At 36.2% G+C, this 22613-nt stretch carries 19 protein-coding genes and 3 pseudogenes; 12 read left to right on the forward strand and 10 right to left on the reverse strand.

Features of this window, described 5'->3' with window-relative positions:
* Positions 1 to 38 precede the first annotated feature (38 nt).
* The 8 genes and pseudogenes from NSQ71_RS06030 to NSQ71_RS06065 all read right to left on the reverse strand — a co-directional run.
* Positions 39 to 362 (reverse strand): annotated as a pseudogene (locus tag NSQ71_RS06030) (ATP-binding protein); the annotation flags it as partial.
* A gap of 781 nt (positions 363 to 1143) precedes the next feature.
* Positions 1144 to 1632 (reverse strand): site-specific integrase, encoded by a 489-nt coding sequence (locus NSQ71_RS06035; protein WP_340733332.1) that lies wholly within the window; start codon positions 1630 to 1632, stop codon positions 1144 to 1146.
* Entirely contained in the window at positions 1595 to 2323 is a 729-nt protein-coding gene (locus NSQ71_RS06040) for a hypothetical protein (RefSeq protein WP_340733334.1), read from the reverse strand. The genes NSQ71_RS06035 and NSQ71_RS06040 overlap by 38 nt, the downstream gene beginning before the upstream one ends.
* 355 nt (positions 2324 to 2678) lie before the next feature.
* Entirely contained in the window at positions 2679 to 3206 is a 528-nt protein-coding gene (locus NSQ71_RS06045) for an ImmA/IrrE family metallo-endopeptidase (protein WP_340733336.1), read from the reverse strand.
* A 91-nt stretch (positions 3207 to 3297) separates the two neighbouring features.
* The gene (locus tag NSQ71_RS06050; protein ID WP_340733338.1) at positions 3298 to 4200 is read right to left on the reverse strand and encodes a DNA adenine methylase; all 903 of its coding nucleotides are present in this window, start codon (positions 4198 to 4200) and stop codon (positions 3298 to 3300) included.
* Positions 4201 to 4243: 43 nt separating this feature from the next.
* Positions 4244 to 5914, reverse strand: a complete 1671-nt coding sequence (locus NSQ71_RS06055; protein ID WP_340733339.1) for an AAA family ATPase — start codon at positions 5912 to 5914, stop codon at positions 4244 to 4246.
* Positions 5915 to 6108: 194 nt separating this feature from the next.
* The gene (locus NSQ71_RS06060; protein ID WP_340733341.1) at positions 6109 to 7683 is read right to left on the reverse strand and encodes a restriction endonuclease; all 1575 of its coding nucleotides are present in this window, start codon (positions 7681 to 7683) and stop codon (positions 6109 to 6111) included.
* A gap of 71 nt (positions 7684 to 7754) precedes the next feature.
* On the reverse strand, positions 7755 to 8183 hold the full coding sequence (locus NSQ71_RS06065; protein ID WP_340733343.1) for a helix-turn-helix domain-containing protein: 429 nt from the start codon (positions 8181 to 8183) through the stop codon (positions 7755 to 7757).
* A gap of 133 nt (positions 8184 to 8316) precedes the next feature.
* Between NSQ71_RS06065 and NSQ71_RS06070 the strand changes: the two are divergent.
* Positions 8317 to 8539 (forward strand): annotated as a pseudogene (locus NSQ71_RS06070) (helix-turn-helix transcriptional regulator).
* Positions 8540 to 8602: 63 nt separating this feature from the next.
* Here NSQ71_RS06070 and NSQ71_RS06075 read toward each other — a convergent pair.
* Complete coding sequence (locus tag NSQ71_RS06075) at positions 8603 to 9082, reverse strand: hypothetical protein (protein WP_340733346.1); 480 nt, start codon at positions 9080 to 9082, stop codon at positions 8603 to 8605.
* Positions 9083 to 9359: 277 nt separating this feature from the next.
* On the opposite strand from NSQ71_RS06075, the gene NSQ71_RS06080 reads away from it, so the two are divergent.
* The 6 genes and pseudogenes from NSQ71_RS06080 to NSQ71_RS18500 all read left to right on the forward strand — a co-directional run.
* On the forward strand, positions 9360 to 9869 hold the full coding sequence (locus NSQ71_RS06080) for a hypothetical protein (protein WP_340733347.1): 510 nt from the start codon (positions 9360 to 9362) through the stop codon (positions 9867 to 9869).
* Between the two features lie 769 nt (positions 9870 to 10638).
* Positions 10639 to 11637 carry a LacI family DNA-binding transcriptional regulator gene (locus NSQ71_RS06085; protein ID WP_340733349.1) on the forward strand — a complete coding sequence of 333 codons (999 nt, stop codon included), beginning with the start codon at positions 10639 to 10641 and terminating at the stop codon, positions 11635 to 11637.
* Positions 11638 to 11733: 96 nt separating this feature from the next.
* A complete protein-coding gene (locus NSQ71_RS06090; RefSeq protein WP_063386454.1) occupies positions 11734 to 13176 on the forward strand; it encodes a sucrose-specific PTS transporter subunit IIBC in 1443 nt (480 codons plus the stop codon).
* Positions 13177 to 13255: 79 nt separating this feature from the next.
* The gene (locus NSQ71_RS06095; protein ID WP_340733351.1) at positions 13256 to 14737 is read left to right on the forward strand and encodes a glycoside hydrolase family 32 protein; all 1482 of its coding nucleotides are present in this window, start codon (positions 13256 to 13258) and stop codon (positions 14735 to 14737) included.
* 16 nt (positions 14738 to 14753) lie between these two features.
* Positions 14754 to 15725 (forward strand): carbohydrate kinase family protein, encoded by a 972-nt coding sequence (locus NSQ71_RS06100; RefSeq protein WP_340733353.1) that lies wholly within the window; start codon positions 14754 to 14756, stop codon positions 15723 to 15725.
* 238 nt (positions 15726 to 15963) lie between these two features.
* Positions 15964 to 16068, forward strand: a pseudogene (locus NSQ71_RS18500) (transposase); the annotation flags it as partial.
* Between the two features lie 359 nt (positions 16069 to 16427).
* Here the strand turns inward: NSQ71_RS18500 and NSQ71_RS06105 are convergent.
* Positions 16428 to 17102 (reverse strand): LysR family transcriptional regulator substrate-binding protein, encoded by a 675-nt coding sequence (locus NSQ71_RS06105; protein ID WP_340734409.1) that lies wholly within the window; start codon positions 17100 to 17102, stop codon positions 16428 to 16430.
* A 371-nt stretch (positions 17103 to 17473) separates the two neighbouring features.
* On the opposite strand from NSQ71_RS06105, the gene NSQ71_RS06110 reads away from it, so the two are divergent.
* The 5 genes from NSQ71_RS06110 to NSQ71_RS06130 all read left to right on the forward strand — a co-directional run bounded on the left by NSQ71_RS06110 (position 17474) and on the right by NSQ71_RS06130 (position 22595).
* The gene (locus tag NSQ71_RS06110) at positions 17474 to 18727 is read left to right on the forward strand and encodes an MFS transporter (RefSeq protein ID WP_339199321.1); all 1254 of its coding nucleotides are present in this window, start codon (positions 17474 to 17476) and stop codon (positions 18725 to 18727) included.
* Positions 18728 to 18773: 46 nt separating this feature from the next.
* Complete coding sequence (locus NSQ71_RS06115) at positions 18774 to 19547, forward strand: IclR family transcriptional regulator (RefSeq protein ID WP_340733356.1); 774 nt, start codon at positions 18774 to 18776, stop codon at positions 19545 to 19547.
* 92 nt (positions 19548 to 19639) lie between these two features.
* Complete coding sequence (locus NSQ71_RS06120; RefSeq protein WP_340733358.1) at positions 19640 to 20908, forward strand: M20 family metallo-hydrolase; 1269 nt, start codon at positions 19640 to 19642, stop codon at positions 20906 to 20908.
* Entirely contained in the window at positions 20890 to 21675 is a 786-nt protein-coding gene (locus tag NSQ71_RS06125) for a dihydroorotate dehydrogenase electron transfer subunit (RefSeq protein ID WP_340733360.1), read from the forward strand. Before NSQ71_RS06120 ends, NSQ71_RS06125 begins: the two co-directional genes overlap by 19 nt.
* A complete protein-coding gene (locus NSQ71_RS06130) occupies positions 21672 to 22595 on the forward strand; it encodes a dihydroorotate dehydrogenase (RefSeq protein ID WP_340733362.1) in 924 nt (307 codons plus the stop codon). The genes NSQ71_RS06125 and NSQ71_RS06130 overlap by 4 nt, the downstream gene beginning before the upstream one ends.
* Positions 22596 to 22613 lie beyond the last annotated feature (18 nt).

The raw sequence follows: 22613 nt of genomic DNA on the forward strand, positions 1-22613 counted from the left end.
CCCTAGGGGCAACTCATCCAAACGCTTCGCGCACCTGGCTACCACTCCCCATTTTCCCTCTGTTTCATACTTTGACGGAATCGATAAGATTCTCCGTTTAGAAGAAGAATGTGCGAACGGTGAGTGAGCCGATCAAGCAACGCTGCTGTCATCTTTTCATCCCCAAAAATGTTCGTCCATTCTACAAATTCAAGATTTGTTGTAATGATGACACTTGCACGTTCATAGCGATTGGAAAAGAACTGAAATAATAGCTCTGCTCCTGTTTTGGAAAAGGGGATATATCCCAGTTCATCTACGATGATCACATCATATTTGAGCCACTTCTTCTCAAACGCACCAAGTTTGTGCTCTTCTTGTGCGCCCGGCATGGGTGTAATCTATAGGGTGAAAGTCCCGAGCTGCGAAGGCAGAAGTAGCAGTTAGCTTAACGCAAGGGTGTCCGTGGTGACGCGGAATCTGAAGGAAGCGAGCGGCAAACTTCCGGTCTGAGGAACACGAACTTCATATGAGGCTAGGTATCACTGGGTGAGTTTGCAAGACAAAACAAAGCCCTTTCTGCCGAAGGTGATACAGAGTAAATGAAGCAGATGGATGGAAGGAAAGATTACACTCTTACCCGGGGAGGTCTGGCTGGCACGCCAAGTAACCTTGGTAACCTATCTAGTGATAGATAGCTGAACAGTCAGAAGTCAGCAGAGGTCATAGTATTAGTTGGTCTAGAACAACTAAGAAGGACCGAACAATTAAGAGAGAATAGCCCTTGGCATTCAGTGAGTCATGATGAACACAGAAAACGTAGTACCTCACTTGAGGGAGGAAGCGGTGAATCCCGTGGGAGATCTCTTGGAGGGTGGAGTGACCACTGGCATAAAGAGAACAGCTATTCACGGAAGTTATAAAGACTTGCGTCAATTATCTTAATTGAACCGCCGTATACGGAACCGTACGTACGGTGGTGTGAGAGGACGGGAGTTAATCGCTCCCTCCTACTCGATTCTACCTACCATTTTTGCCGACACTTTGATGGCGAAATCGAAAAATTTAATTGTTTTTAATGCTTTATATTGTTACTAAACAGTGCTTCATCCAATTTTTTAGCTGCCATCTCATCAGCCTGTTTTAGAGCATGTCCATATATATTCATTGTCGTTTTGATGTCCGCATGCCCAAGTCGTTCGGAAATAATTTTGGCATGCACACCTCTTCATTGATCAGCAAAGTTGCCGACGTATGTCGAAGAGCGTGGATATTAATGTATTTAAGTTTATGACGTTTGATAAATCGTTTCCACCAATTTTTTAAAGAGTTAGGATTAAACGGTTTTCCTGTTTCATCACAGAGAATGAAATTGTATTTCCCATCCATCCATAGTTCTTTTGCAGCTAGACGCTCTTTTTTTCGCTGTAATTCTAGCTTTTTTATTGGTTCGATCAATGATTGAGATATCACAATATCCCTTTTACGTGCGGATCTGCTCCCTTTTTTAATTTCATGAACCTGGTAACCTCCTTCTTTTGTATATGTCAACGCTTGTTCAACATGTACAATGCGTTTTTCATAGTCAAAATGTTTGAATTCAAGCCCGAACAATTCAGATCTTCTCATTCCGGTTGTAATAGCAAGTTTCACAATGATTTGCCAATGTGGAGATTGTGTTTCTGATTCTAAACACTTTTATTAAGTGAGCAGCTTCTTCAGCTGTATATACTTCCGATTTTTTATATTCAACTTTCGGTTTTTTGATTTTTTTCACGGGGTTTTCTTTGATAATCTGAATTTCTTCAGCAAAATTAAAAATGTTTTTCAATACACGGTAATGATAATATACCCTAGAACTTGATAGGGTTCCTTCCTTCCCATCAAGCCGCATTCCTTCTTCTTCTAAATTGTTGATAAAATCAATAATATGCTTAGGTTTTACTTGATCCATTCTCAAATATTGAAAGGCTGGTATTATTCTATTATTTAGACATTCTAAATAATTCTCTAATGTAGTATGTGACAAACGTTTTTTGGCGCACTTCGGAAGCCATTCATTTTGAACAAAATCAACAAAATTGATCTTTTCCGGTTCAAAGTATCCATCTCCGGTTACCTCAGCAACAAATTTAGCAAGTTCTCGCTCTGCTTGTCGTTGTCCTTTTGCGGTAATTGTTTTATATTTGCGATTTCGTTTTTTCTTCCCGGTTTTTGGGTCCACATAGCTGCCTAAATCTATTTCTAATTGCCATTTATTATTTCCTATTGGTCTAACTGTCCCTTTGCCATTATTTTTATCCTCCTTCAACCATTCAATAGGTATTTCTATAACATCATTCACTAATGCTATTAGCCTGCCATTAACCATACGTAAGTTTGATAGGACAAGTATCTTTACAGTTTTTTCTATTTTGTGTTTAAAAGAAAAGCCCTGCTAAGGGTTTTTCTACATTAACTGAAAAAATACATAAGTTTGCCTGCTTCACTAATTGTCTAGTTCTTTTTGCAGTTGTTGTTTTTCTCTTTCCAGTCGCGGGATCAATTCCCACATCCATTTTAAACATCTATTTTTCGCCGTTTTTTGTTTTGTATTTCTGGAATGAAGCCATTTGTATCACTCCTTTCGAGTGATGCTGATATTGTTATGTTAAAACGTTTTCCAGATGGTTTTGGGTACAATTTATCGTATTTTGTCTTTAGAATGTGACCGATTTTTCGCAAGATAGATTTGCTGGTACAGATTTCGATTGTTTGATTAATATGCGGTTTTTAACCTGTGTTAAGCGTTCTTCACATAACTCTGGTGTTACCTTAAACATATTGGACATATGCTCAACTATGTATGGCTCGTGCCAGTCAATGAATCTTAACATGTGAAAGGGAATAGCAGCATATTTCGTAAAATGAATTGCATCGCGTTCTTGCAGCTCTCGAAAAGCCTCCGGCATCATACTCTGTATACCAACGTGCCTCAATATGTGACATAATTCATGAAAGAATGCTTCGCGTTTTTCTTCTTTAGATAGTCGGGAGTCGACAACAATGCAGCGAAAGCGGCCCACAACTTGATGTGTTGATGGAAAAGGCTTTTGACGCAAGAAAGTGTTCATCTTCCGAGCAATAAACGATGGATCGATTTGATAAGGATAAAAGATGTTTAGTCGTGTATAAAACTTGGTCACCCAGTCTTCCAACGCGGTTGTGTAGTAGCGGCGTAGCTCCATATTGTTCCCCTCCTAAGAGGTATTATAGGAACGAATGTTTGGTTTGGCAATAAAAAGAAAAAACCCTTAAATAAGGGCTTTGTGAAAATGATTATGAAATCTCAGATGGTAGGATATTAGAGATTAATTCGATATGATTAGTTTTGGGTAAAGTAATTCTTTTGCTATAAAAAAGCAGTTCCGCAGCTTTTCTCTTGTTGTTTGCTGAGTAATTAAGACGATATATTTTTTGATTTTTTATGTTATAAATTTCCATAATTTCTTTTGATAAATCGTAAGTAGTAATCCAATAATAATCCTTTAGCGAAAGAATTTTTTTACTCAAGTGTACATGGTCATCATGAGTATAAAAGTTAGTATAAAGATGTTTACCTTGTTCATAATAAGGTGGGTCAAAAAATATAAAGGTCTTGTCCTTATCAAGAAATTTTATTACTTTATCAATAAAAACTGATGCATCATAATTTGTTATGGTTATACGTTTTTTGTATGATGCTATTCTTAGGATTTTTTTTATTAAATTTTTTTTATTAAAGCGGCAATCTATTTTGTATTGGCCTTGTTGAGAATAACCACCAATTGGTCCACCAGTTATTATCCCGGACCTGTTTGTTCTGTTAAGAAAGAAAGTTGAAAAACCAATTTCCAAAACATTAAACTTGTCCTTATTTTCCTGGATATGCTTTTGCTTATACCATTCATTTAGATTAACAGGGGTTTCCTCAAGTAGTTTAATAAAATCGTCTGTATGTTCTAAAATTGATTTCCAAAAACAATAAATTGACAAATCAATATCATTTATAATGACTTCTTGAACTTTTTCACTAAGAAGCAAGGACATTGCCACTCCTGCTCCACCAGCAAAAGGTTCCACATAAATACAGTCTTTTATTGAATTTGTTTGGATTAACTCATTAATGAAACCTTTTAGTTGAGTTTTGCCACCAGGATATCTTAATGGAGAATCTGTAACTGGTATTATAATCACCCCCATTACGGCCATAATACTATAAGTTATTGATTTTGGACATTGTTTTTTAGTGGTGGTTTTGAATATAAAATGTTCGAATGTATTTCATGGAATTGTTGAAACCGTCTATGAATTTTTGAACTTCTTCAGAATTATCGTTTAACCAATAGCTAATTATGTTCGTTGTTTCGAATATCCTTTTAAATTCATTAAACCATTTTTTGTATATATCTCTTTTTCGTTTATCGTTTGAGCCATTCAACTCTTCATTTAGCTTCTTGAGAATATGATCCCTAGCAAGTTGAACAGTTATATTTTCTTGATTATCTGCCCAAAATCTATGATCTGTATCGTTTATCAACTCTTCTAGATAGAGATGGATTATTTTTTCTGGAGATTCACTACCGGGTAATGTGCAAATATTCTTATTTTCATCTATTATATGCTTATACATTCCTTTGTTTGATACATCCCCATCTAGCACTATTATAACACTGCGAAAGTAGGAGTCTTTATTGGGTAATTTTGATAACGTGTCACAGCTAATTTGAGTACTTATTTTTTCTAAACGCAATCCCTCCGTTTCTAATTTGTCTGAAGCAATTTTTTCGATTTGGTTAAAGAAAAATATAGCCTCATCGTCTTCAAAATAGACTTTCACATCTTGCTTATCATCTTGGTACAAATTTAAACGAAGAAACATATCATTTTTTATCTTCTTATAAGAAGGATTTTTCATTATACGTGGTCTGATAGTATCTTGTATATATACCACATTGTAATATATCCGTTGATCATTTTTATTTTGTTGAGTATTTATTTGTTTACTTAATACTTCTTGAATAACAGTAAGTGAGTGTGACGTACAAATAATTTGTAAGTCGAGTTTTTTTGCTGCTGCGTCAAGTACTTCTAATAAATTTCTTTGTGCTGATGGATGTAAACATGCGTCAACTTCGTCTATGACTAAAATTCCACCGTGATATTGGTCTCCCAATTCTCTTTTAAGTTTTTTAAATGAAATTACTGCAGTTAAAATGCTACTTAGACTATCTTGGCCCAATGAGATTGATTGGTAAGAGTAATTTTGAAAATCTGGCCCAATGGATCGTTTAGTTGAATATTTTAAATCTTGTTTAGAAACTCTTTCTTTATTAAAATCCTCATTACCGAGTATTTGCTTAAAACATTCAATGAGGTATTTTAAGTCTTCCTCGTGTATAGTAGTTTGAGTTAGAGTATAGTGTTCTCTCTTTGACTCACCGATTGGTATTACTCTGCTCATTCCTATGTAGAGAGTGGGAATAGGAACTTTTGCATCTGGACCAACATCACTGATAGTTTGTTTTATTTGTTTCCCTTCTTCATCCACATTTCTAGGGACAACCCTTAGTCTCTTCCCATGTTTTGTTACAGTACAATGTTTATAAATTTCATGTTTATTATATTCATATTTTAACAAAACTGAATATTTGTTCTCTTTATTTTTGGTGTAGTCATAATTAATGTCTAAATGAAAAATTTCTTCAAACTTACTTTGAAATATTTTGTCAAAGTAACTGTGATGCCCTTTTAACTCGGATCCATTGGCTATTAGCCCAAGAATAGATGATTTACCTATCCCGTTGTGTCCAGCTATTACAGTAATTCTTTCAGCAATATCAAATTTGATTTCTTTGAGTTTACGAAACTTTTTTATATATATGTTTTTTATTAAGTTTCTATGACGAGTTGACATTGTGAATCCCCCTTTAAAGTTGTGAAAAATATTAAAAAAGATTTTTCGAAAATCAGTAATAATGTCTTTTGGAATACAAAACAATACAAAAAACGACATTTGACAAACAAAAATATACACGCCTTTGACAGCGTGTTATTTCGGTTTCTTTTCTTTTGCCTTATGAAAAATCACTCAAGGTGCTTAATTATTCTTTAAATTTCCTTTCGAGTGGTTGACTGCTTGTTAAGTATTATTTGTAAATTTTTATAACCGTATTTATTAAATAAATATAATAGTTCTTGACCATTGATTAAGGTAATTGGCTTATCTTTAACGAACTCCAATGCATCTTTGCCGAAATTACTTGTTGTTACTAAAATTCCTTTTGTTGCCCCTTCATGCAACATAGTGCCATAAAGGTCACGAACAGCGGAAACAGGTACTATATTATTATAGCGTTTGGCTTGGATAACAAATTTTCCACCTTTTATCGGATCAGGATCGAAAGCAATTGCATCAACTCCGCCATCTCTGCTTGCTTGTGTAACTTTTACTTCTGCCCCATCTTCGTTAAACATTTTCTCGAATAACTGTCTCACTAAATGCTCAAAATCTTCCCAATGCATAGTTGCTAAGTTTTGATTAGAATGTAGATTGGACAGAATATCTTTTGATTCAACAAATCTGTTGTCTTCTCTGTTAATATCTAAAATTGGTTTAACCGGGGTTAAAAAAGCAAGTTTTCCTGCAAAAAGCCCTTTTAAATTTTGGATGCATTTTTTATAATCTACTCGTTCAAGATTAATATTTTCAAATTCTTTTCGTGAAGTTTGTACAGATATAATGCATGATGAACTGTCATGTCCAGTAGCTTGGTCAATATAATCAACCCAACCGTTAAAGACAACCGACTCCACATGATCTATATATACTGATTCGAAAATTTCATGGATAGTTCTCAATGTAATTTGATAAATTATCGAATCGTATAATTCCTCAAAATCCTTCTTTTTCATCTCTTTTGCAACAATTTGTTTTTTACTTGGTGAATATTTAAACTCGATTGCTTTTGGAATAACATCAGGCGCAGGTAATTTGTAAGAGACGATAACTGTCTTTAAATCCGGTCGATATTGAACTTCATATTCTTTATCAATTTCTTCTGGATAGATGGAATTTTCTAACACAACGTTTATGTATTTTTCGATGGCTTCAGGGTCACCAGCTTCAAAATTTTTACGCCATTCACCAATCTCTTTATTGTGCTCGTTCTGTTCTTTTTCGTATTTTTCCTTTTCGATTAAGTAATCGTTATAGGCTTTTTCATATTCTGCGAGGTGGTCGTTATATTCATCCTGTGCTTGTTTTTCTAATTTTTCTCTTTTATCCCTTAAAAAAGGGAGTAATGATTCAAAAATTGATTTTTTAGGGACATTATGCTTTTTTAAAAAGTATTGAAGATCCTTTTTGTTAAACTCAAAAGGATGAAATGGTTCGGTTTTCTTTTGTTGTTCCCAGTCTAACTTGTCATCTAAATTAAGAGTATGATTGAGGAGATTTTTATACTGTTCGATTTTTTCTTTAGCAAGTTCTGTTTCGAACTCAGCTTCTTCTTTCATATCAAGGATGGCTTCTCTTTTTCTCTTTCTCTCTTCTTCTGCCTCCCATTTTGCAATTTGTTCTTCAATTTTTAATTCTAACTCCCATTGACTTTGGGCCTTAATGGTTTTCACTTTTCCTAGGTAGTCATTATAAATGGTTTCTTCATAATAATACTTTTTTGCCATTGTTAACCTCCTGCGTTTAAACCCAAGTCTCTTTTCGAAAGATAAAATAAAGACACCTTAAGATGATTACTTTAGTCTTCGGTGTCTTCTCTTGCTGCTTTATTCTTTTCTTTTGCTTTATGAACAACCCACTCGAAGTGCTTGATGATTTCCTCTAACTCTTCCTCTGATAGACTTTTCCATTTCTCAATATCGAAGAAGCCCATTTGTTCAATGCCGTATTCTTTGATGAGCTGGTTGATTTTTGCGAGTGTGTTTAACTCCTCTGGAATGTCATCTTTTTCTGGTGGATTTGAATTATCAGTTCTCCCAATAAGATAATCAGTAGTCGTTCCAAAAAAACTTGCAAACTTATCCAAAATTTCAAAATCTGGTTTTCGTTCGTTTCTTTCGTACATACCTATAGTACTTTCACTCAAATTAAAAATTTTACCAAATTCTTTTTGAGATAGACCTTTGTTTTTTCGTAGAGCTCTTAACCTACTACCAAATGTAGACATTATCATCACCTAAAGGAATAATAACACGAAATGTGTCAAAATTAAATTTTCCACACAAAATGTGTTTACAACACATAATGTGTGGTGTATTTTTGAATCAAACAACACAGAATGTGCGAAAGGTGGTGTATAAATGAACAAAAAACTTATAGGTAAAACACTAATTAAGTTGCGAGGAGGTATGCCTAGATACAAAGTGGCAAAAGAAGTTGGAATTAGTGTTAGTGCTTTACAAATGTATGAAAAATGGCCAACGAATTCCTAAAGACGAAATAAAAATTCGTTTAGCAAATTATTACAAAAAATCAGTTCAAGAAATTTTTTTTGATCCACAACCGCACGAAAAGTGTGGTTAAACAAACTCAGCCTAACAGAAAGGGAAAAACATATCATCTTAACCACTATCAGTTGGATTTTATCTATTCTTTCTCTGATTGTTCCGATTGTTGTAGCGATTCAGTCCAGGAACTAATGTCATATGCCATTCCATAATGTTTAAATTTTTTGCGACCTGTTAACGCAAATTGATCTTTGATAAATTTAGCTTTTATTGCAACTTTAAATGACAAGAGGAGTTCTTTTGCATCGGGATCAGGAAACATTACTATATGGAATCTTGTAAAAGAATTTGCCTTAAAAATTCCGTAGTTTGTATCCGGTATGGTTAATTCCATTAAATTTACATTACCTTCTTGTGATTCAATGGCTCTCCATAGTGTTTTATCTCTATACTTGTCGAGCATTGTACGTTTCGTTAATAGGTGGACATTTAAATTAGTTTCTGGATAAAAAGCTCTTAAATCAAAAAAAGCAATATCTTTTGGCGAAGGATTTACTACTTCTATTTTTGCAATGATTCCATTTCCATATGGTTCAGGTAATCCTTTGTCATTTATCAAAAAGATAGAACCACTTTCAACGACTTCTAGATTTTCAGAAATTTCAACTTGGAGGGTTTTCCGGTTACCTCACGCAACAATGATCGAAACTATAAGAGCTATAAAGGAAATTACTATAGGAGCAATTTTTAAAAATAGATCTAATGACATATGATTGCACAACCTTTCTTGAATTTTAGTCATATGATTTAGAAGTCTTATTAGCTATATTCCCCCTTTCTATGAAAATAGTAGCACAAATAGGAGAGTGTGATTCAGCCTAACAGGAGGTGATCCTATGGAAACCATGACAACAAAAGAAGCAGCTGCAGACATCGGTGTTTCTGTAATTAAAAATACGAGTATGAATGCTTATTACCATTCTGAAAGTTCCCTTCTGTTAATTGAAGGGGATAAGGGTGGTGTTAATGGATTTGTGAGAAAGCTTCAAAAACAATACCCAGATGATTTTTCGGTTTCTAGGTCTAGTGTAGATTTTCCCTATGTAATTGAACATTCAACTAATGTATGGGGCGGTTGGTTGAATGGATTTATTGATGGAAATTTAAAAAGTGTAGCCTTATTTGGTGATCATGTTAACTTAAGTGAAGATTATAATAGATTAGAAGCTGCAGGAAAACTAAGTTCCCTAAACTGTTCTATTACATTTGAAAAAAGAAGTTACGATTTTACTAAAACTTCTAACAAGACTGTAGTAATTATGCAAAATAGGACACCAGAAGAAGATTTGGATTTATTAATGTTATTAAAACCAATTTTGTATAAAGAGTTATTAGTGGAAAAATAAATAAAATGAGATTTTCTATATACCAGTATTACTGTTATATGAACTAAATTTCTTAGTTCATATAATATATTAAATGTTTTTTTATCCTATCTTTAGTTTTGGTTTTATTCTCATACTAACAACAACACCCCACCTCAAATTAGAAGTGGGGGATTGAAGGTTATTGTACGCCGACAATCTTGCCGACATTTTGACGGCGAACTTTTTAATTTATAATATTTTTTATTGGCTCATAATGATATCAAAATGTTGTTAAATAAACGTTTTTATATGTTATTAATTTATGATATTTCCTACACTCACACCTTGACAGTGGAGGTCGCTGGTTCGAACCCAGTCGGAATCATCGAGATGAAAAGTCATAAATCCTTGAGAAATAGGGTATTGACCCATTTACATGTTCAAAAGTTGAGAGTCGATCGAGTAGTGGAAACAAAAGATTGATTATTGAATCACCCGCCAAAGTGATGGAAAGGTGCGTAAAAATGTTAGGGGAAAGTAATGGAATGGCGTTTAAAAGTGATTGAATCCCTAGCCAAAGTGATGGGAAAGATCCCAGAAGTGATTTAAATCCCCAGCAAAAGTGGAGGAATCAATCGATCCTAGAAGTAACCTATCAAATTTGCAGCAATCGGTGAATGACCGATTGCTTTATTATTCGGAGCACAGGATTTTAAATCTCGAATGCTTATTTTGTTACCCCATGCATTAAAAATGGGTTTAATATTATAATAAAAAAAAGAGAACTCATTTTTGAGGTGGACTAGGAATGAATAAAACTATTGCAGATATAGCAAAAATTTCGGGAGTTTCCAAAAGCACTGTATCTCGCTACTTAAATGGTGGATCTGTTAGTGAAGCAACAAAAAGAAAAATTGAACTTGCCATTAAAGAAACAGGATATACACCTAATCCTTTTGCACAAAGTTTAAAGGCTAAGAAAACATATTTTATTGGAACGATTGTTCCGCGATTAGATTCCTATGCAGCATCGCATACTTTAATTGGGATTGATGAACAATTAAAAGAGTTGAATTTTCAATTATTAATATCCAATACGAATCAGCAAATTGAACGTGAAATTGAAACGGTTTATAGTCTGGCTAGTCAAAAAGTTGCGGGAATTATTTTACTTGCTACTCAAATTACACAAGTACATTTAGAGGCATTTGAAAAGGTGAATATCCCGATTCTTCTTGTTGGTCAAGAACATCCTGATGTACATAGTCTGATTCATAATGATTTGGAAGCAGGCTATGCAATTGGAAAATATGTATTAGAGAAAGGGCATCGAAAAATTGCTTACTTAGGTGTTACCGAAAAGGATGTAGCAGTTGGAGTAAGAAGAAAGGAAGGATTTAAAAGGGCAATAGCAGAAGCGGAAGGATGTGAGGTTCGTTATTTTGAAACAGGTTTTAATATGTTTGCTGCTCAACAAAGAGTAACAGAAATGCTAGAAGGATTTCAGCCGACTTGCATTGTGTGTGCAACGGATAATATTGCTCTTGGTGCTTTAAGGGCAGCACAATTAAAAGGATTGAGCATTCCAAAGGATGTTTCTATTACGGGTTTTGGAGGATATGATGTGACGGAAATTATTCACCCAGGGCTAACAACAGTAAAACTGTTTTTTAAAGAGGCTGGAAAGATGGCAGCGCAAAACATTGTAAAGCTTGTCAATGAGGAGTCAGTTCCAAAAAGAACATTATCAAAATATGAAATTATTGAACGAGAAAGCGTTGACAGCATCATTCCTAATGACTTATAATCAGACTGGAACCGGTTCCATTTCATAAAGTTTGGAACCGGTTCCTAAATCACGAAAAATGGAACCGGTTCCACTAAATAAATGGGGGAGGAAGCTATGAAATACGATCAAATCGCAAAAGAAATTTTAGAAGCTCTTGGTGGAAAAGATAATATTTCTGCTGCAGCTCACTGTGCGACACGTTTACGTCTAGTTTTAAATGATGAAAGTAAAATAAATCAAGAAGCGCTTGACAAAATGGACGATGTAAAAGGAACTTTTTCAACGGGTGGACAGTTCCAAATTATTTTAGGGTCAGGTACAGTTAACAAAGTTTATCAAGAATTGACCAAATTAACTGGACTTCAAGAAATGTCTACAAAAGATGTGAAAGATGCTGGAGCGAAAAAATTAAATCCAATTCAACGTTTAGTGAAGCTACTTTCTGATATTTTCGTTCCGATTATTCCTGCCATTGTTGCTGGCGGTCTTTTAATGGGGATTAATAACGTATTAACGGCAAAGGATCTATTTATTGAAGGTAGGTCCCTCATTGATGCTTATCCAGAAATAGCGGACTTAGCAGCACTTATTAATACATTTGCCAATGCGGCATTTGTCTTTTTACCAATTTTAATTGGTTTCTCCGCTACACAGCGCTTTGGTGGTAACCCGTACTTAGGAGCTACTTTAGGTATGTTAATGGTTCACCCTGATTTATTAAATGGTTGGGGATATGGTAGCGCCTTAGCGAACGGTGAAATTCCAGTTTGGAGTATTTTCGGATTTGAAATTGAAAAAGTCGGTTATCAAGGGACCGTATTACCTGTATTAGCAGCATCCTTTATTTTAGCGAAAACAGAACAATTCTTACGCAAATATATTCCGTCTGCACTTGATAACTTATTAACGCCATTATTAACGATTTTTATTACAGGCATTTTAACGTTTACAGCAGTAGGACCGATTACTCGTTCTGCAGGTAACTTATTAACAGACGGACTTGTTTGGTTATATGATACTACGGGACTCATTGGTGGTGCGTTATTCGGTTTAGTTTATGCCCCAATCGTTATTACAGGTATGCATCATAGCTTTATTGCAGTTGAAACACAATTGTTAGCAGAATTTGCTAAAACAGGTGGTTCGTTTATTTTCCCTGTTGCGGCTATGTCAAACGTAGCTCAAGGTGCAGCAACATTAGCTGTTTTTATGATTATTAATGATAAGAAAATTAAAGGTATTGCATCCGCAGCTGGTATTTCGGCTCTTTTAGGAATTACAGAGCCTTCTATGTTTGGTGTTAACTTGAAGCTACGTTATCCATTTATTGGTGCTATTACAGGTGCAGCTGTATCAGCCGCATTTATTACGATCTTTAAAGTAAAAGCTGTTGCGCTTGGAGCAGCTGGTTTACCAGGTATTATTTCAATTCGTCCAGATTCCATAGCTCCATACGTAATTGGAATGGTTATTTCATTCATCGTTGCATTCGTAACAACCATCATTTTAGCGAAACGTGCAGCGAAAAAAGAACAAGCAGCAGAAAAAGCATCTTAATAAATTAAATATTGGGGTCTGATCCTTAAAAAGAGGTCAGGCCCTGTGTTTACATCGTGAAGGAGTTTGAGGTTTAAAGATGGAATGGACGAGAAAACAACGGTATCGCCGAATCGAAGAAGCGACAAAAGAAGAATTGAATGCATTAAAAGAAAAAGTCAACAAAAGCATTTGGCGTCAGAAATTTCATATTCAACCAGTAACGGGTCTTTTAAATGATCCAAATGGTTTTTCTTATTTTAACGGAGAATATCACTTGTTTTATCAATGGTTTCCACTAGGTCCTGTTCATGGATTAAAATATTGGTATCACACAAAATCAAAAGATCTTGTCAATTGGCAAAATGTCGGAATTGGTATTAAGCCGAACGATTATTTTGATTCTCACGGAGCTTATTCAGGTAGTGCTATTTGTCATGACGGTAAGCTCCATTTAATGTATACAGGAAATACAAGAGATGAAAATTGGGTTCGTCATCCATATCAGTGCTTAGCGGTAATGAATGAAAATGGACGTATTGAAAAATTACAAGAGCCGGTTATTAAAGAAGTTCCAAAAGGTTATACCGATCATTATCGCGATCCGAAAGTTTGGAAGGAAAATGACACATTTTATGCTGTTATCGGGGCACAGAGGGAAAACAAAACAGGTTGTATTGTTCTTTATTCATCACCTGATTTAAAAAATTGGACATTTGAAGGTGAGGTTCAAACAAACTTAAAGGAATTTGGATTTATGTGGGAATGTCCCGATTATTTTGAACTAGATGGAAAAGGTGTGCTGATCTTCTCACCACAAGGGTTAGAGCCAAAGGGAGATCAATTTCAAAATATCTATCAATCTGGTTATCTTTTAGGGAACACACTAGATTTAAAGACAAAAGTTTTTGAACACGGTGAGTTTGTTGAGTTAGACCGTGGATTTGACTTTTATGCACCACAAACGACAATTGACCATAAGGGACGTCGCCTTTTAGTTGGGTGGATGGGTCTTCCCGAAATCGAGTATCCAACTGATAAGGATGGGTGGGCTCATTGTTTAACATTACCGAGAGAGTTGACCGTTCAAAATGGAAAGCTTATTCAGTGTCCTGTAAAAGAACTAGAAACATTGCGACAAGATTCGGTAAATGTGAAAGATATTCTCGATGATGAGAAAAAAATGTATGAAGGATTCAATGGGACGACGTATGAACTTATTTGTGAATTTACGAACATGGAAGCAGATGAAGTCGGGATTGAATTCCGGTCATGTAAAGATGAAAAAACGGTCATCTCCTATAACAGAAAGGAACAAAAGGTGACCTTAGACCGTACCCATTCAGGGGAGGTTCCAGCTAAAGAATATGGAACAACAAGAACGTGCAGCGTTGAAGGGGATACGTTAAAGCTTCATCTGTTTGTTGATACGTCTTCTGTCGAAATTTTTATCAATGACGGCGTTGAAGTATTTACGAGCCGAATTTTTCCAAGACTTGAAAGCACAGATATTCGCTTCTTTGCACGAAACGGAAAAGTTACATTAGACACAACGAAATATAACTTATCCACTATGAATTAAAAGGGAGGGGTAGACAATGGGGCGCTTATTTTCAATTGGTGAAGTGTTAATTGATTTTATTCCAATGCAAAAAGGCAAAGCATTAAAGGATGTTCAATCTTTTAAACGTGCACCTGGGGGAGCCCCAGCAAACGTTGCAGCAGCTGTTGCGAGATTTGGAGCAGAATCTGCAATAATCACAAAGCTTGGAATGGATGCCTTTAGTGACTTTTTAATTGAAGAGTTACAAAAAATCGGTGTGAAAACAGATAAAATAAAGCGAACAAAGGAAGCGAATACAGGATTAGCATTTGTTTCACTGCTCGATGATGGTGAACGTGATTTTTCCTTCTATCGCAATCCTTCTGCAGATCTTTTGCTTTCAGAAGATGAAATTGAAGAAAGTTGGTTTGCTAAAGGAGATATTTTACATTTTTGCTCCGTCGATCTAGTCGAAAGCCCAATGAAAAAAGCCCATGAAAAAGCAATTCGACTTGTTAAAGAAAATGGGGGAATCATTAGCTTTGATCCCAACGTTCGCCTTCCACTATGGAACAGTGCAGAGAAATGTCGACAAACGATTTTAGAATTTATTCCGAAAGCACATATCATCAAAATTTCCGATGAAGAATTAGCGTTTATCACAGGAATCACTAATGAAAAAGAGGCGATTGAAAACTTATTCACAGGTGATGTAAAAGCCGTTATTTACACAAAAGGAGCTCATGGAGCCGACCTTTACACGAAGAATACCAAATATGAATCAACTGGTTTCAAAGTTGAGGTTCAGGATACTACAGGTGCAGGAGATGCCTTTATCGGTGGCTTTTTATATAAACTACTCGAAAAAGAAGTAAACCATGATAACTTAATAGATGTATTAAATGAGCACCATCAAGAAATCCTCACCTTTGCCAATGCAAGCGGTGCGATCACAACAACAGGAAAAGGTGCCATTTCATCCTTACCAACAAAAGAAGAAATCCTTAACTTCATTTCATGTAAATAAAAACATATTAAAATTAGTAGCACAGACCACAGTCAAGGTCTGTGCTGCTATTTTTTTAGTAGAAGTGGAGAAAAGGTCGTGACAGCCTAAAGAACGATAGGTTCGCAATGAAAAAACTGGCCTACTTCACGGATCTTATAAGAATCAGATTTAATATGTTGGATCCATGAGATCGTGGATAAGAAAAGGGAATCATTAAGGTTATATGAAGGCTTCTACAAATAATGGAGGAAGGTTTATGCAAAGTGTCATTGCCTTTGATGTTAGTAGGGGAAAGAGCTATATGGTTATCTATAATTCTGCTCAGATTTGTGTTTATGAGGGGGAAATATTACATAATCGCCTACAATTACGAAATCGAATCAGCAACTTCGTAATTGTGTAGGAAAAAAAGCAAAATCGTGGGGGCTATTTGGCATGCGTAAATTTATTTAGTTAGGGGCTTCTAATAAGTCGATTTTCCGTCTTATAGACGCCCCTTTTGATATATCAATGCTTATGATGTTTCGTTTTCAGTGGATTTTGACTTTCTGGACAGCCCCCTAAATAAATCCACTGAAACAAATAGTTTTACTAAAAACTCTTGACTAATTGTAAGAAGGGGATGTCTCAAAACATGAGACATCCCCTTGCAGCGATACAGTACCTTCATCTTAAAACTGCTTGATGCTTACCATTTCCGCAATCGAATCAAAAATAATATCAACAGCGGTCTTTAAGCTTTATCTTTTCGTAGAATTCGTGTTGCTTCTTATAAAAATTAACATTACAATAAATCTCCTTTTGTAAAATATTAAAAATTTTGTTAATAGACTTGTTATGCGTTGGAAGGTTTACGAAAATAAACTTTTGAGTAGGTTTAATGAATTCCAAATCGATAATTCTAAATTTTCTTCCATCTTTTATTTTAGGAGAATCTTGATTTATTGTAACGACATTTTCTTGCCAAAGAGAAGATAGCGGTAAAAAAGAAAACCCAACTCCATTGTTTACAAATTCTTTTATTAATTCTGTTGTATTAACTTCAATCAGTTTTTTAGGATAGATATTTAATGGAGTAAAGATTTGATTTTCAATTAAGTTTCTTAAAGGCATTCCTTTTTCTGGTAACACAAAAATCGCTTCTTTGATGAAGTATTGAAGGCTTTTCCAATCTTTTTTATAATCGACTGGGCCAATCAACACGATTCTCTCTTCAAATAAAGTGGTTTGTATAATCTCTTTATTATCTAATATGAAACCATTATTAATTATTGCTACATCGAGTTGGTGGGAAAGGATATTAAGAACTAAGTTTTTGGATTGACCAGTTAAGATTTTCCATTCTATTGAGGGATAGCCAAGAATTATAGTAAAAAAGGCCGGGCAAAATAATATGGGAAAGGGACTGTGTTATACCAATAGAAATCTTTTGTTTTTTGTCGCATTTATCTTTTTTGTCTCATCACCATATTCTGTGATGTTCACACAATTCCGGAAATAAGTTAGCGAGATTGATACTCAATCTAGAGTAGCTCCTTCGTCAGCTTGATTCCTTCCAACTTGCCGATACTGCCCTTTCTCTTCGCAATGTTAAAAAAGTATGTAAGATTTTATTACATTAATATTACAAAAAAATTAACAAGAGAGTATATTAATTTACATATTCAAGACCTATTATTTTTTACTCTAAAATAGAACGATGTTCCTCTTAGCGGAACAAAATGAGTAATGAAATAAAGAGGTTCAAATTGTGAGGAGGGAATGTGATGGAACAATTGGAAATGAACAAAAATTTATCGGAACAAATAGGTATAGAGAGCAAACCTAAGATTACAAAGTATCAGTGGAAAACATTGTGGGCATCCACAATTGGCTATGCAATGGACGGACTGGATATGATGATCCTTGCATATACATTGCCTCTGATCATGGCCTTCTATGGGCTGAATCAAGCTGAAGGCGGCGCTCTCTCTACCATCACTCTGCTCGGATCGGTACTGGGGGGGATCTTTTTCGGCACTTTGGCAGATAAGTTTGGCCGAGTTAAGGTTTTTTCATGGACTATCTTAATTTTTTCGGTTTTCACTGGTCTTTGTGCTGTTGCGCCTAACGAGCAGGCCTTTGCATTTTTCCGTTTTATGGCCGGGCTTGGTCTTGGCGGAGAGTTCGGTATTGGCATGACCATTGTCAGCGAGAGCTGGCATAAAAAATATCGTTCAAGAGCAACATCGATTGTTGCAGTCGGTTTTCAGTTTGGAACCGTTCTGGCTACACTAGCCGTGTTATTTATCGCACCTGAATTTGGTTGGCAAGGTGTCTTTTTGGCAGGGGTATTGCCTTCATTGTTAGCATTCTGGTCTCGTAAAAATCTAGAAGAACCGGAAATTTGGAAGGTTTTAAAAAAGGAAAATAAAAATAAAATTGCGATTGGACAACTTTTTTCTTCTGCTAAACAAACAAAAACTACGATTGGCCTTATCATCGCGACGACTGTTCAGAACTTTGGTTTTTATGGAATCATGACCTGGATGCCGACCATGCTCGCTACTGAAATGGGTTACTCTTTTAACAAAACGACCGTTTGGACAGTAGTCACTATTATTGGCATGATTATCGGCATTATTACATTTGGCATTTTGGCAGATAAAATCGGGCGCAGACCGTCCTATATCATTTATTTATTTTCAGCTGCGACAATTGTTTGGATTTATTTTCATCAAACTTCTACAACGATTCTTCTGCTCTTGGGAGGAGTGCTCGGATTTTTTGTAAACGGCATGATGGGCGGATATGGCGCTCTGCTTGCCGAACATTATTCAACCGAAGCAAGATCGACAGCTGAAAATGTCATTTTTAACATCGGCCGGGGATTTGCCGGATTTGCGCCATGGATTATCGGTTATCTGTCATTAAATTACTCCTTAAGCTTTGCTTTAGGGCTAATTTCTCTTACGTATATAATCTCAGCGTTAAGTTTTATCTTTTTAATCCCTGAAACGAAAGGAACAGAATTGAAGTAGTCGGATCGGTTTCCGTTATTTATTTAGTAAAAAGGGGTTAATGTTTATGGAATGGTTAGATCGAATGATATCGGTCATGGACATAATCAGTGAAAAATCGGTAGAAGGTATTGGTATAACGGAATTATCCAAGCAAACCCTTATAAGTAAGGGAACTCTTCATCGGATGTTAAAAAACATGGTTGAACATAAACTGCTTACCCAGGACGCTGTTACGAAACGATATATGCTGGGGCCAAAATCAATGTTATGGGGTAGCGAATTTCTTCGCAACCAAGATCCAACAGGCTTGTTAACTCAGTATTGCAATGAAATTGGCAATAAAACCAACCTATATTCTTATATTTGCAGATTCCAATCCAATCAAGTCTATTGTACCTATACACATCAACCATCAGATGTACGCCATAAATATTTTGTCCATCTCGGCCAGAGAATGCCGCTGCACTGTACGTCAGCGGCAAAAGCAATACTGGCTTACCAGCCTCCTAATTTAGTAGATGGCCTTCTGCAAAAAGAAGATTTAATGAAGTACACCGAATACACAAAGCAGAATATTGAATTGATAAAAAGGGAATTATCCGAAATTCGCCAGGACGGTATTGCTTTTTGCAATCAAGAATTGGAAGTAGGTGTTTATGCTATGTCCGTACCGCTTTTTCATGAAAATCATAAAACGGCTATAAGTCTTAGCTTGGTCGGGGAATGCCAATATATTCAAGAAAACCGAATGCAATTCATCAAGGAACTGAAAAACATTTCCGAACAGGCAAGCGAGCATTTAATATCTATGAATCTATTAAGTTCCAATCGGATCTAGAGAAAAAGAATAGCAAAAACAAGTCGGAAAAGAGGGGTGGGAAAAACAATGGAATTATCTGAAACATTGGGGGACAGATATGAGGTGGTTTTTTGAAAATTTCCAGGGTTATGCAAACATTAGAAAAAATCAACGAGTTTGGAAAGACGGATTGCGGTATATCAAGATTAGCTTATTCAGATGAAGAACAACAGGCCAAATTCTATTTATTGGAGCAATGTCGGAATTTAGGGATGAAAATAAGCGTCGACCCGGTTGGCAATATGATCGCCCGTTATGAAGGATTGGATCATACATTGCCTGCTGTAGCTGTTGGTTCCCACTTAGATACTGTTTACAATGGGGGCAAGTTTGACGGTGTGCTGGGTGTTGTAGCAGGACTTGAAATTGTTAGGAGCATTGTGGAACAAGGGATCACAACGCTTCATCCAATTGAATTGATATGTTTTGCTTGTGAAGAATCATCCCGATTTAATTTTTCAACATTAGGCAGCAAAGCGATGATCGGCAGCTTAAACCTCGAAACCCTTAAACAGTTGAAAGATCATGATGGCATTTCCTTAGCACATGCATTTCAAAAGCAAAATTTACACCTCGAAAACTACCATATGGCGGAAAGAACAGAAAGGGAATTAAAGGCGTTTTTTGAACTTCATATCGAACAAGGCGCCAAGCTAATCGAAAGCGGAAAAAGAATAGGAATTGTTACTGGCATTGCAGCTCCATTGCGATTAGCCGTAAGTATTGAAGGGAAAAGTTCCCATTCCGGGACAACGGCGATGGGGCATCGCAAAGACGCTTTATTGGCTGCTGCCGAATTATCTTTAGCTGTGGAAGAAGCGGCACTTGCTGAAAGCGATTTTGAAACAGTGGCAACGGTGGGAGTGTTGGATGTTCATCCTTGCGCCATGAATGTGATTCCGGGATTAGCGGAATTAAAGATTGACATTCGAAGTACTGACATTGAATCTCGTAATCGGGTTTTCAAAAAAATTCAAGAAGAGATAGCATTCCTGCAGAACAAGCGGGGAGTTGTGATCAAGATAGATTGGATGATTGAAGAAGAACCGGTCATGATGGATCAAGGGATCGCTAAAACGATTGCTTCAATCTGCGAGGAGCAAGGATTGAGTTATATGTTTATGGCAAGTGGAGCTGGCCATGACTCAATGAATATGGCAAAACGCTGGCCTACTGCCTTAATTTTTGTCCCGTCAGTCGATGGTTTGAGCCATCATCCTGATGAATACACGAAACAAGAGGATATTGCAGCTGGAATAGCACTTTTAGAGCAAGCGGTCTTAACCAGTGCGATAACTTTAAGCAAGAAAGGAGATTCAGTATGGAGTCGCACCAAGTGAGAATCCTCTCAAATGAAAAAGTAAGTGAACGCTATTGGCATATGATTGTTGATGCAAGTGATATAAAAGAGAATGTGGAACCCGGCCAGTTCTTTCATTTTCTTTGCAGTAATAGTATCTATCCATTCCTGAGACGGCCGTTTAGTGTATACCGAATCGATTCGGATCGCAATACTCTTGAATTTCTTTATTTAGTAAAAGGTTTGGGAACAAAGAAAATGACTGAGCTGAAGGCGGGAGAAAAAATTGATATATTTGGCCCGCTTGGAACCGGATTTCATTTAAAAGAATCCGATTCCAATATCCTCCTTCTTGCCAGAGGTGTTGGCATTGCGACATTGGCGGCATTAGCTTATAAAGCTGTCGGCAAAAACAAAAAAGTCATTGCAATACTAAGCGCCAGATGCCGAAATGATCTCTTGGCTGCTGATTATTTAACCAGTTTTGGCGTTCAAGTGTATAAAGTGACTGATGAAGAAGGAACAAGCGATTTGCACAAAGTTAAGGAATTAATCAATCAACTTCTTATTGAAAATGACATTCATGCTCTTTATACATGCGGTTCAAAAAGATTAGCTCGATTAATGCAAAGTATCGGAAAAAGGGAAGGATTGTGGGGAGAAATTGCTCTCGAAGAAAATATGGGATGTGCAATGGGAGTTTGTTTTGCATGTCTTTGTCATATACATGATGGCCATGAAGCGAAAAGTGCCCGAGTTTGTGTTGACGGTCCTGTATTTCCTTTAGAACAGGTGATCCTACAATGAAAAATGCGGCAGTGAATATGAGTGTAGATATTGGTGGATTAGTTTTGAAAAATCCGGTTATGCCAGCTTCAGGTACATTCGGCCCTGAGATGGAAAAGGTGATTGATTTTAATCGCTTAGGTGCGATTGTTCTTAAAAGCATTACGATGTTTCCGCGTGCTGGAAATTCAGCTCCACGCGTGTGTGAAACACCGGCTGGAATGATAAACTCCATTGGGATCCCAAGTAAAGGGATAGAGTATTATTTGGAAAACTCCGTCCCTTCTTATTCAAAATATGATTCACCCCTCATTTCCAGCTTATCAGCTGATTCCATTGATGAATTTGCCAAACTGGCTGAAATTGTAACAAAAAGCAATGATGTGGATGCAATAGAATTAAATATTTCCTGCCCTAATTTAAAAGGAAACGGCCTTGCATTCGGTATGGATGCAGACATCACGTTTAACCTTGTAAAGAAGGTTCGTGCTGTAACGGATAAACCAATCATTACAAAGCTTACGCCCAATGTAACAAACATACAAGAAATAGCTGTAGCGGCTGAAGAAGCTGGGAGCGATTGTTTAAATGTCGCTAACACTTTTTTGGCGATGTCCATTGATGTTCATACGAGAAAGCCGAAGATTGGGAACATTATGGGCGGGCTGTCTGGACCCGCAACGAAACCGATCATTGTCAGACTAATTTATCAAGTTTCCCAAGTCGTTCACATTCCGATTATTGGATGTGGCGGAGTTATGTCAGGAGAAGATGCCATTGAAATGATGTTAGCTGGGGCAACTGCTGTTCAAGTCGGAACGGCAAATTTCATTCAACCTGATGCGATGATCAGAATATTGAAAGAGATTGAATCATATATGGAGCAATATCAAATAAAAGATATTCGTGAAATCATCGGACAAGTAGTAATAAATCAATAACAAGGGGTGATGGAATCT

The organism is Aeribacillus sp. FSL M8-0235, assembly GCF_038000355.1.
In the GTDB taxonomy this organism is placed as follows: domain Bacteria; phylum Bacillota; class Bacilli; order Bacillales; family Aeribacillaceae; genus Aeribacillus; species Aeribacillus composti.